General features: G+C 33.0%; 10 protein-coding genes. 8 read left to right on the top strand and 2 right to left on the bottom strand.

Annotation, left to right across the window (positions count from 1 at the left end):
- Window positions 1–39: 39 nt before the first annotated feature.
- Window positions 40–1,044: a recombinase RecA gene (gene recA / locus AAC053_RS06200; RefSeq protein ID WP_339754154.1), complete on the bottom strand. Its 1,005-nt coding sequence runs from the start codon at window positions 1,042–1,044 to the stop codon at window positions 40–42.
- Window positions 1,045–1,460: 416 nt separating this feature from the next.
- Between recA and AAC053_RS06205 the strand changes: the two genes are divergently transcribed.
- From AAC053_RS06205 to AAC053_RS06240, 8 genes are all read left to right on the top strand, one after another.
- On the top strand, window positions 1,461–2,516 hold the full coding sequence (locus AAC053_RS06205) for a rhodanese-related sulfurtransferase (RefSeq protein WP_339754157.1): 1,056 nt from the start codon (window positions 1,461–1,463) through the stop codon (window positions 2,514–2,516).
- Between the two features lie 25 nt (window positions 2,517–2,541).
- Window positions 2,542–3,786 carry a peptidase U32 family protein gene (locus AAC053_RS06210; RefSeq protein ID WP_339754160.1) on the top strand — a complete coding sequence of 415 codons (1,245 nt, stop codon included), beginning with the start codon at window positions 2,542–2,544 and terminating at the stop codon, window positions 3,784–3,786.
- A complete protein-coding gene (locus tag AAC053_RS06215; protein WP_339754163.1) occupies window positions 3,786–4,016 on the top strand; it encodes a ferredoxin in 231 nt (76 codons plus the stop codon). The genes AAC053_RS06210 and AAC053_RS06215 overlap by 1 nt, the downstream gene beginning before the upstream one ends.
- Before the next feature lie 538 nt (window positions 4,017–4,554).
- The gene (gene ricT, locus AAC053_RS06220) at window positions 4,555–5,745 is read left to right on the top strand and encodes a regulatory iron-sulfur-containing complex subunit RicT (protein ID WP_339754166.1); all 1,191 of its coding nucleotides are present in this window, start codon (window positions 4,555–4,557) and stop codon (window positions 5,743–5,745) included.
- Window positions 5,729–6,235 (top strand): gliding motility lipoprotein GldH, encoded by a 507-nt coding sequence (locus AAC053_RS06225; protein WP_339754169.1) that lies wholly within the window; start codon window positions 5,729–5,731, stop codon window positions 6,233–6,235. The genes ricT and AAC053_RS06225 overlap by 17 nt, the downstream gene beginning before the upstream one ends.
- Window positions 6,236–6,240: 5 nt before the next feature.
- Window positions 6,241–8,607: a transglycosylase domain-containing protein gene (locus tag AAC053_RS06230; protein ID WP_339754172.1), complete on the top strand. Its 2,367-nt coding sequence runs from the start codon at window positions 6,241–6,243 to the stop codon at window positions 8,605–8,607.
- A gap of 81 nt (window positions 8,608–8,688) precedes the next feature.
- A complete protein-coding gene (locus tag AAC053_RS06235; protein WP_339754175.1) occupies window positions 8,689–9,390 on the top strand; it encodes a CoA transferase subunit A in 702 nt (233 codons plus the stop codon).
- 1 nt (window position 9,391) lies between these two features.
- A complete protein-coding gene (locus tag AAC053_RS06240) occupies window positions 9,392–10,045 on the top strand; it encodes a 3-oxoacid CoA-transferase subunit B (RefSeq protein WP_339754178.1) in 654 nt (217 codons plus the stop codon).
- 351 nt (window positions 10,046–10,396) lie between these two features.
- On the opposite strand, the gene AAC053_RS06245 is transcribed toward AAC053_RS06240, so the two are convergent.
- Window positions 10,397–12,088: an ABC transporter ATP-binding protein gene (locus AAC053_RS06245; protein ID WP_339754180.1), complete on the bottom strand. Its 1,692-nt coding sequence runs from the start codon at window positions 12,086–12,088 to the stop codon at window positions 10,397–10,399.
- Window positions 12,089–12,254 lie beyond the last annotated feature (166 nt).

The raw sequence follows: 12,254 nt of genomic DNA on the forward strand, positions 1-12,254 counted from the left end.
AAAAAAATCCTGAATTTTTATTCAGGATTTTAATTTTCTCTATTTAGAATCATTTATTAGGGCTCTTACTTTTTCCTCTAATTCATCCATTAAATCAGGATTATCTTTAATGAGGGATTTAACAGCATCGCGCCCTTGACCAAGCTTAGTGTCTTGGTAACTAAACCAAGAACCACTCTTTTTTACAATTTCGTGTGCTACAGCTAAATCTAAAACCTCACCTACTTTAGAGATACCTTCACCATACATAATATCAAATTCTGCGAGTCTAAATGGTGGCGCTACTTTATTTTTAACAACCTTAACTCTGGTTTTATTACCCATTACATTGCTATCACTATCCTTAATTTGTGTAGAACGTCTAATGTCTAAACGAACAGAAGCATAAAATTTAAGGGCGTTACCACCAGTTGTGGTTTCAGGATTACCGAACATTACACCAATTTTTTCACGTAGCTGGTTAATAAAAATCACAGTGCAATTTGTTTTGCTAATTGAAGCGGTTAATTTTCTTAAAGCTTGAGACATTAAACGCGCATGTAAGCCCATTTTAGAATCTCCCATTTCACCTTCAATTTCACTTTTTGGCGTTAATGCAGCTACTGAGTCAATAACAACAATATCAATAGCACCAGACCTAATTAAATTATCTGCGATTTCTAAGGCTTGCTCACCATTATCTGGTTGAGAAATAATTAAATTATCAATATCCACACCTAAGTTTTCAGCATAAAAACGGTCAAAAGCATGTTCTGCATCAATAAACGCAGCAATACCACCAGCTTTTTGAGCTTCTGCAATGGCATGAAGCGTTAACGTTGTTTTACCAGAAGATTCAGGGCCGTATATTTCAACAACTCTTCCTCTTGGGTATCCGCCAACTCCTAAAGCAATATCTAAACCTAGAGAACCCGATGAAATAGCATCTATATCTACAATGGCCTGGTCACTCATTTTCATCACAGTACCTTTGCCATAAGCTTTATCTAACTTATCTAAAGTTAATTTTAATGCCTTTAATTTTGCGTCTTTCTCACTACTCATTTCTTCTATTTTTCTTTAAACTCGTCTAAGCGAATTCTTCATTAATGTATCTCCAAAAATACCACTTATTTTAATTACTTCAATTTTATGACGCAACCATTTTACACTTTTTACATCTACTAAATGAAAAAGGAAATAATTGCTATGTAAACCTATAACAGTTGTAAAAAGTATAAAAAAGCATTTTTTACTCTTACAACCAAATAGTAATGAATTAGGTGTTTCAGTGGTTGTTATTATAATGAATACTGTGAAGCCGATGTCGATTAACTTTTTTAATTTGTTTTAAGTTAGTAGTTAATCTAAAAAGCGCTTTGAAACTTTCAAAGTGCTTTTTTTGTGCTTATTCTAATGCATTTCATTAAAAATAATACCTTTGTATAATAATTATTCTTTAACCTTAAAATTAGTATAGCATGCAACTGTACAATAACTTAAGTGCTAAGGAAAGAGCAGAACTTATTATAAAAGCGGGAAAAGAACGCTTAACAATCTCTTTCTACAAGTACGCCAAAATAGGCAATACCGAAATTTTTAGAAACCACATGTTTTTAGCTTGGGATCAACAAGAGGTCTTGGGAAGAATTTATGTTGCTAAAGAAGGTGTTAATGCACAACTTTCTGTGCCAGCAGAGAATTTCGACGTCTTTAAAAATCATTTAGATACTATTTCTTTTTTAGAAAGTGTGAGATTAAACATTGCTATTGAGCACGATAATTTTGCATTTCTAAAGTTGAAAGTCAAAGTGCGTAATAAAATCGTCGCAGATGGTTTGGTCGATGACACTTTTGATGTTACAAATAGAGGTGTTCATGTTAATGCTGAAAAGTTTAACGAACTTATTGAAGATCCAAACACCGTTTTGGTAGATATGCGAAACCATTATGAAAGCGAAATTGGCCATTTTAAAAATGCAATAACTCCAGATGTAGACACCTTTAGAGAGTCTCTAGATTTAATTGAAGATGATTTAAAAGAACACAAAGAAGATAAAAAATTAGTAATGTATTGTACTGGTGGAATTCGTTGTGAGAAAGCCAGCGCCTATTATAAGCACAAAGGGTATAAAAATGTGTTTCAGCTCGAAGGTGGAATTATTAATTATGTAAGACAAGTTGAAGCCAACGAATTAGAAAATAAATTTATTGGTAAAAACTTTGTGTTTGATGAGCGTCGTTCAGAGCGAATTTCTGAGGATGTTATTGCTAATTGCCATCAATGTGGTGAGCCAGCAGATTTACACACCAATTGTGCAAATGAAGCCTGTCATTTGTTATTTATTCAATGTGAATCTTGTAAAGAAAAGATGGAAAATTGCTGCTCAACAAATTGTATGGATATTAATAGATTGTCATTCGAGAAGCAAAAAGCGTTAAGAAAAGGTCAAGGTAATAGTAATGATATTTTTAAAAAAGGAAGAGCTAATCATTTACCTTATAAAAAAGATTTGAGGAATATTTTTGAAACTTAAAAAAACGATAAAATATAAAACAGTGATGCAAAACATTGAATTAATGGCACCTGCAGGAAATTTCGAATCATTGCAGGCAGCTTTAGATAATGGTGCGGATTCTATATATTTTGGAGTAGAACAACTCAATATGCGAGCTAGAGCTTCGATTAATTTTACTTTAGATGATTTACCAAAAATAGTTGAGCGTTGCCAAGCTAAAAATGTTAGAAGTTATTTAACCCTAAATACAATAATTTACGATCACGATTTATCTATCGTAAAAATGTTGATTAAAAAGGCTAAAGAGGCTAAGGTAACAGCTGTTATTGCAATGGACCAGGCAGTTATTGCAGTAGCAAGACAGCATGCCCTAGAAGTACATATTTCTACACAAATTAATATTACCAATATTGAAACGGTGAAATTTTATTCTCTCTTTGCAGACACAATGGTATTGAGTAGGGAATTAAGTTTACGACAGGTAAAATATATTACAGAGCAGATTGAAAAAGACCAAATTAAAGGCCCTTCAGGCAAGTTAATTGAAATAGAAATTTTTGGCCATGGTGCACTTTGTATGGCCGTTTCTGGCAAATGTTATATGAGTCTTCATTCTCACAATTCATCAGCTAACAGAGGTGCTTGTAAACAAAATTGCAGAAAAAAATATACCGTTATAGACCAAGAAACGGGAGTGAAAATGGAAATAGATAACGAATATATTATGTCTCCTAAAGATTTATGTACAATCGATTTTTTAGATCAGGTGGCAGATTCAGGTGTAAAAGTTCTAAAAATAGAAGGTCGAGGTCGAGCACCAGAATATGTTGCTAAAGTCATTAAATGTTATAGAGAAGCAATAAATAGTTTGGGTAATAATACATATTCAAAGGAGAAATCAAACTATTGGATGCAAGAACTTAAGAAAGTCTATAATCGAGGTTTTTGGAGTGGATATTATTTAGGGCAGAAACTTGGAGAATGGAGTAACAGTTCGGGCAGCCATGCTACACAGAAGAAAGTCTATATTGGTAAAGGGGTTCATTTTTATCCTAAAGCTCAAATTGGAGAATTTATAATTGAAGCTTATGATGTGTCTGTAGGTGATACAATTTTAATCACTGGCCCAACCACAGGAGTTAAAGAATTTCAACTGAAGGAGATGCTGGTTAATGATAAAGCTTTAGAAAAAGGAACTAAAGGGGATGCTATTACCATCCCTTTAGAATTTAGAATTAGACCATCAGATAAATTATACAAAATAGTAGAAAATAAGGTTGAAGCCTAATGGTCGTTATAACTTTACAACGTAACAAATGTATTGGCTGTAATTACTGTGTAGAACTTGCGCCAAATCAATTTCAAATGTCAAAAAAGGACGGGAAATCTGTTTTGCTTCATTCTAAAGATAAAAAAGGATTTCATACGCTAAAATCTAAAGACTATGAGATTTTAGAGCCAAGTATAAGTGCGTCCAAAGTCTGTCCTGTTAAAATAATTAGGGTTAAAGACATCTAGCGGTTAATTTAAAGATTTGAAATTATTAAGAGCCAGTTTAAACTTACTTATAAATCAATTTATTGAGTTATACACTTAAGAAACGTGATTTTATTTTTATTTCTACTGATTTTAAACTAGTTACATAAAACCGAAGGAAGAACTAGAAGATTCTATCAGTATGTTTGCATATTTTTAAAGAAAAACACATTGTAACTAATTGAATGACAGTATCAAAACTAACAGCAACTAAGTGACTAACTCAATCAATTTAATTGTTTTCCCCCCTTCTAGATATACAAAACACACACCATTAGATAGTTATTCTAAGTTTAATTCTTTAACACCTTCTACTGAATTTTTAATAAAGACTAAAATTGTGATTATAATTTATGCAAAACTCGCATTATAAGAAAGTTGTAAGTTTTTTAAAGAGCTCTAATCTTCGCATATAATGCAATTATTTTTCTGAATAAATAATATTATCTTTACTCATTAATTATTTACGAATCCTATATCTAGATTTTTAAAGCATCTAGATTTAATATATATAATTTTTATGGCTTGTAACAGTTGCTCAACTGGTAAAGACGGCCAACCAAAAGGATGCAAAAACAATGGTACTTGCGGCACAGATAGCTGCAATAAACTCACTGTTTTTGATTGGTTAGCTAATATGTCACTCCCTAACGGACAAGATCCTTTTATAGGTGTCGAGGTGCGCTTTAAAAACGGAAGAAAACTCTATTATAAAAACACTGAAAATCTTACTCTAAGTATAGGCGATATTGTGGCTACACAGGCAAAATCTGGTCACGATATCGGTATGGTAACCTTAACAGGTGAATTGGTTCGTGTGCAAATGAAACGTAAAAAGGTAGATCTTGAAGATGCTGAAAACGTTTTAAAAATATATCGAAAGGCATCTCAAAAAGATATAGATATTTGGTCTGCTTCAAGAGATAAGGAAGAACCAATGAAGGTAAAAGCGCGCCAGTTTGCAATTGATTTAAATCTGAAAATGAAAATTTCGGATATCGAATATCAAGGCGATGGCAGTAAAGCCACCTTTTACTATACAGCAGAAGAACGTGTAGATTTTAGAGAACTGATAAAAGTTTTTGCGCGTGAGTTTAGAACACGTATAGAAATGAAACAAGTTGGCTTTAGACAAGAAGCAGCTAGACTTGGAGGTATTGGGTCTTGCGGAAGAGAGCTTTGTTGTTCTACCTGGCTAACAGATTTTAGATCCGTTAGCACATCGGCAGCACGTTATCAACAATTGTCTCTAAACCCTTTAAAACTTGCGGGACAATGTGGTAAGTTAAAATGTTGTCTTAATTATGAACTAGATTCCTACTTAGATGCCCTAAAAGCATTCCCTAAAAATGACACAAAATTACACACCGAAAAAGGTACAGCAGTTTGCCAAAAGACAGATATCTTTAAAGGTTTAATGTGGTATGCCTATGAAGGCGAATGGATGAATTGGCACATTATCACTACAGATCAGGCCAATGAAATCATTGCTAAAAATAAGAATAAAGAAAAAGTTTTAAGCCTCGAAGAATATGCTGCTGAGCACATCCAAGACACTAAAAACGAATTTGAGAACGTTGTAGGTCAAGATAGTTTAACACGTTTTGATAATCCAAAATCGAATAACAAACGTAAAAACAATAAGAACAGCAACAGAAATCGAAACCGAAATAAAAATCGTAATCAAAAAACAAATGCAAAAAAGAACTAGTAGGTTATTGCTTCTTGTAATTACCTTATGTTTTTTAATCACAAGTTGCGACTCAAAAGTAGTGTTCGATGTCTATAAATCAGTACCATCAAAATGGCATAAGGATTCTGTTGCTAGTTTTAATTTTAAAGCACCAGATGCCATAAAGAATTACGATTTATATCTGCAATTAAGAAATACTAATGACTATAAGTTTAATAATTTATTCCTAATAGTTGAACTAAATTATCCTAACGGAAAAGTAGTTAAGGATACTTTAGAGTATAAAATGGCAGCACCAAATGGTAAACTTTTAGGCACTGGTTTTTCAGATCTTAAAGAAAACAAGCTTTGGTATAAAGGATTTAAAGCACCTTTTAAATTTATTGAAGAAGGAGACTACACCGTTAACATTCAGCATGCTATGAGAAGCAATGGCGAAGTTAATGGTATTGTGAATTTAGAAGGAATAACAGATATTGGTTTTAGAGTAGAACAGGCTCAAAAGTAGTAATTATGGCAAAGAAGAAAGTAAAACAATCTAAATCAGAAGCATTAGATTTTTCAAAATACATACGTTGGTTTTGGATGGCATTTTCTGGCGGTGTCTTAGCTGTAGTTTTATTATTCTTATTAGCATCTTGGGGACTCTTAGGTGAAATGCCAGATTATACCAGATTAGAAAACCCAGAAACTAATTTAGCAACAGAAATTATATCTTCAGACGGAAAAACTCTTGGGAAGTTTTATTTTGACGATAATAGAACACCTGTCGGCTTTGAAGATTTACCAAAAAATTTAGTAGATGCATTAGTTGCTACAGAAGATACTCGTTATTATGAGCATTCTGGTATTGATGGTCGTGGTACCTTAAGAGCTTTTTTCTTTTTAGGTGGTAGAGGAGGTGCCAGTACAATTTCTCAACAATTAGCACGACAATTATTTGTAGGTGTTGCTTCTACAAGTACAATAAGTAGATTGACCCAAAAAATAAAAGAATGGGTTATAGCCATACGTTTAGAACGCCAATACACTAAGGAAGAGATTATTGCCATGTATTTTAATATTTATGATTTTGGTAATAATGGGGATGGTATTCGCTCTGCGTCTAGAATTTATTTTAATAAGGAACCAAAAGATTTAGATTTAAAAGAGTCTGCCATGTTGGTAGGTATGTTTAAGAATTCTTCATTATATAATCCAATTCCATCAAGAAATCCTGTTGGTGTTAGAAACAGACGTAATGTTGTATTAGCTCAAATGGCTAAATATGACTACATCACTCAAAAAGAAAAAGATTCATTACAAAAAACAGAATTAGATTTAGATTTCACACCAGAAACCCATCGTGAAGGTATTGCTACCTATTTTAGGGAATACCTTAGAGGATTTATGAAGGAATGGGCAAATAATCAAAACAACAGAAAGCCAGATGGAAGCAAATACGATTTGTATAGTGATGGTCTTAAAATATTTACGACGATAGACTCACGAATGCAACAATATGCTGAAGATGCTGTGGCTTTGCACATGCCAAGGTTGCAAACAGAATTTAACCATCAAAATAAAAGCAATAAAACCGAACCATTTTTAGAGTTAGATCAGTCTGAAATTAAAAAACTGATGAACGATGGTATGAAACGTGGTGAACGCTGGAGAATACTCAAAAAACAAGGAAAGTCAGAGAAAGAAATTAGAGCATCATTTAATGAACCAATAGAAATGCGTGTTTTTAAATGGGTTGATGGAAAAGTAGGAGAAGTAGATACGGTTATGAAACCCATAGATTCTATGCGTTATTACAAGTCGTTTTTACGTACAGGTATGATGTCTATGGACCCTATAACAGGTCATGTCAAGGCTTGGGTTGGCGGTATGGATTACAAACATTTTCAGTACGATATGGTAAAACAAGGAAAGCGCCAAGTTGGTTCTACATTTAAACCATTTGTATATGCAACTGCAATAGATCAATTACAACTATCACCATGCGATTCTTTCCCAAGATCACCAATTACTATTGAAGCTAATAAATTTGGAAATCCTGAATCTTGGACAGTGAAAAATTCTGACGGTAATTATTCAGGTGTACAAACTCTTAAAGATGCTTTAGCAAGTTCTACAAACACAATTACCGCGCGTTTAATGAACGAAATAGGACCACAGCCTGTTGTTGAAATGGCTAGAAAATTAGGTGTTGAGCAAGATATTTTACCAGTACCAGCAATTGCATTAGGCACTCCAGATATTAGTGTTTATGAGATGGTAGCAGCATATTCTACATTTGCAAATAAAGGCGTTTATAATACACCTGTAATGGTGACACGTATAGAGGATAAAAATGGTACAGTATTATATCAGTTTACACCAGAAAGTAAAGATGTATTGAGTGAGGAAGTGGCCTACGTAACTGTTAACCTCATGGAAGGGGTAACAAATGCAGGTTCAGGGAAAAGATTAAGACATAGTGGTCTAGATAAATGGAACTCAATGTATCGGAAGATTATGACAGGTTACCCTTACGAATTCAAAAACCCTATCGCAGGTAAAACAGGGACTACACAAAACCAAAGTGATGGTTGGTTTATGGGAATGGTACCAAACCTGGTGACGGGAGTTTGGGTTGGGGCAGAAGATAGAGCGGCTCATTTTAAAACAATTACTTACGGACAGGGAGCATCAATGGCACTGCCAATTTGGGGATTATATATGAAAGCCTGTTATGCAGACAAAACATTAAACGTCTCTAAAGAAAAATTTGAAAAGCCCTCAGAACTATCTATAAACGTCGATTGTACTGTATTAGATGAAGGTGATTTAGGTAGTGATTTAGATACAACAGATAATATTGATGTTGAAGTGGACTTCCTTCCTTTACCATAAAACGTTATTCAATTTTAGTTAGATTTTAATATGAAATCTAACCTTAGTTTTGTATTTTTCAAAAGCAAAATTTTTCAAGATATGATTAATAAAAAAGTAGCGAATGTTACTGAAGCTTTGCTAGGTGTAAAAGATAATATGACTTTTATGTTCGGTGGTTTCGGACTTTCAGGAATTCCTGAAAATGCCATAGCAGAATTGGTAAAACTAAATGTAAAAAATTTAACCTGTATTTCTAATAATGCAGGTGTTGATGATTTTGGCTTAGGTTTATTGTTACAGCAAAAACAAATTAAAAAAATGATTTCATCTTATGTTGGTGAAAACGATGAGTTTGAACGTCAAATGCTTTCAGGCGAACTAGATGTAGAATTAATTCCTCAAGGAACACTAGCAGAGCGAGCTAGAGCAGCTCAAGCAGGTTTTCCTGCGTTTTATACACCAGCTGGTTACGGAACAGAAGTAGCTGATGGTAAAGAGACCAGAGAGTTTGATGGAAAGATGTATGTTTTAGAGTACGCCTTTGATGCCGATTTTGGATTTATTAAAGCATGGAAAGGAGATGCGGCCGGAAACTTAATCTTTAAAGGAACTGCTCGTAATTTTAATCCAAATATGTGTGGTGCAGCAAAAATTACAATAGCTGAGGTAGAAGAATTAGTTCCTGTAGGTGAATTAGATCCTAATCAAATACATATTCCAGGCATATTTGTTCAGCGTATATTTAAAGGAGAACATTTTGAGAAACGTATTGAACAACGAACAGTAAGACAACGTAAGTAATATGTTAGATAAAAACGGAATCGCAAAACGTATTGCAAGAGAAGTTAAAGATGGTTACTATGTTAACTTAGGAATTGGTATACCTACGTTGGTGGCTAATTTTGTAAGAGAGGATATTGAGGTTGAATTTCAAAGTGAGAATGGTGTTCTTGGTATGGGACCATTTCCTTTTGAGGGAGAAGAAGATGCAGATCTAATTAATGCTGGTAAACAAACGATTACTACAATGCCTGGTGCTTCATTTTTTGATTCAGCAACTAGTTTTGCAATGATAAGAGGTCAACATGTTGATTTGACTATACTTGGAGCCATGGAGGTGTCAGAAAACGGCGATATTGCTAACTGGAAAATTCCAGGTAAAATGGTAAAAGGTATGGGAGGAGCAATGGATTTAGTTGCAAGTGCAGAAAATATAATTGTAGCCATGATGCATACCAATAGAGCAGGAGCATCTAAGTTGTTAAAAACATGTTCATTACCATTAACCGGAGTTGGTTGTGTAAAGAAAATAGTAACCAATATGGCGGTTATAGAGGTAACTACATGTGGATTTAAATTGTTAGAGCGTGCTCCTGGAGTTTCTGTTAAAGCAATTAAAAATGCAACAGAAGGTCATTTAGTTATTGATGGAGATATACCTGAGATGGAATTATAATTTATTAATACTTAATAAAACTTTGCTTTAAGCTATTTAATAATTAGATGTAAGTAAAATCCTCAATAAAACATTTAAATGTTAAATAAATACGTATTTCATCGATTTTTAATGTATTTAATCTATTTAATATAAAATATGTTACATATTAGCAGTCCCAAATATAAATATCCAAATTTACCATAATCTTAAATTTATGATTTGCCCCAAATCTATCGTAAATAACTGCTTATGAAAACACAATCAAATCTACCAGAACCTACTTTAAACGAAAACGTTATGTTTTCAAGTTTTAAAAACACAATGAGGTTAGTCTCAAATGTTTTACAGTTAACTAAGAAAGTATTCATGCTATAACCCTTTGGGTATAGCATGAATTAATTTTTTGGTGTAATCTCTTTCAGGTGATTCGTATATTTTGTCGGCATCACCGATTTCTTCAATTTTCCCTTTATTCATTACAATTAGTTGATCTGCCATATATTTTACTACTGCTAAATCGTGTGAAATAAATAGGTATGTAAAGCCAAATTGTTCTTTTAAATCATTCAATAGATTTAGAACTTGTGCTTGTACAGAAATATCTAGCGCAGAAACTGATTCATCACAAACAATAAGTTGAGGTTCTATTGCGATAGTCCTTGCAATACCAATTCGCTGCCTTTGCCCGCCAGAAAATTCGTGAGGATACCTGTTATAATACGAAGCATCTAGACCAACTTTTTCTAAAATTATTAATACCTTTTCTTTACGCTCATCATCATTACTCCCAATATTATGGACCTTCATTGGCTCTAAAATAGCATTACCAATATTAAGTCTCGGGTTTAATGAAGCAAAAGGATCTTGGAAGATAATTTGAATATCTTTCCGTAAAGCGCGCAATTCTCTAGGTTTTAAATTTGTGATAGTTTTCCCTTTATATTTAATACTACCAGCAGTAGCTTTATCTAATTGTAATATGGCATTTCCCAATGTAGATTTTCCACACCCAGATTCTCCGACAAGACCAATAGTTTCTCCAGGATATATTTTAAAACTAACACCATCAACGGCTTTAAAAGGAACATCTTTAGAGAACCAACCAGTTTTTGAGAGGTAAGTCTTTTCAACATCAATAACTTCTAGTAAGGGATTTTGATTATATAATATTTTATGATTTACGATTCTATCATTATCAGAGATTCTGTTTTCATTAACTGTATTAGCTATGAAATCTGAAATTGTAGGCAATTGCTTTAATCGAAACTCAGTAGATGGTCTTGCTCCAATTAAGGCTTTGGTATAATGGTGTTCTGGTTTGCTAAATATAGATTTGGTATCATTTTGTTCAACAATTTCACCCTTATACATTACCATCACTTTATCGGCTAATTCTGAAACCAAAGACAGATCATGTGAAATAAACAGCACACTCATTTTAGTTTCTTTTTTAATCTCTTTAATTAGTTCTAATATTTCTTTTTGAACCGTAACGTCTAAAGCTGTAGTCGGTTCGTCTGCAATTAATAATTTTGGTTTGCACGCAATTGCCATAGCAATCATAACACGCTGTTTCTGTCCACCAGAAATTTCGTGTGGATAGGCTTTAGCAATTCTATTTGGGTTAGGAAGTTTTACTTTTTCAAATAAATTTAATACTTCCGTTTTAATTTCAGTTTTTAATAAATTTGAATGTCGTTTTAAAATTTCTTCAACTTGTTTTCCACAGCGCATAGATGGATTTAAAGAACTCATCGGTTCTTGAAAAATCATAGCAATATCTTTACCTCTTAGCGTTTGAAATTCTTTATCAGAAAGCTCAGTAAGGTCTAAACCATTAAATATAATTGAGCCAGATGTAATTTTAGAAATGCCCTTAGGTAGTAAACCCATTAAGGCAAGTGAAGTTATTGACTTTCCAGAACCAGATTCGCCTACAACAGCAATAATTTCATTTGGTAGAATTTCAAAGGATATAGATTTAATAATTGAGTTCGCCTTCTTTCCATTAAAAAATGAAATAGATAGACTCTTTACCTTCAGCAAGGTTTCATTTGACATATGTAAAAATAATATAAAATCAATGACCGAATATGTATAAATACCTTCATTTTACGTTTTTTTCACATAAGTCACTTAATTTGTAAGTTGCTGATATATAGTAAGATGATTTTTTTAAATATTTTTATTCGTGCATTTCATCGATTTTATTTGCGCTTTGTCTGTA

The organism is uncultured Winogradskyella sp. (assembly GCF_963975125.1).
Taxonomy (GTDB): Bacteria; Bacteroidota; Bacteroidia; order Flavobacteriales; family Flavobacteriaceae; genus Winogradskyella.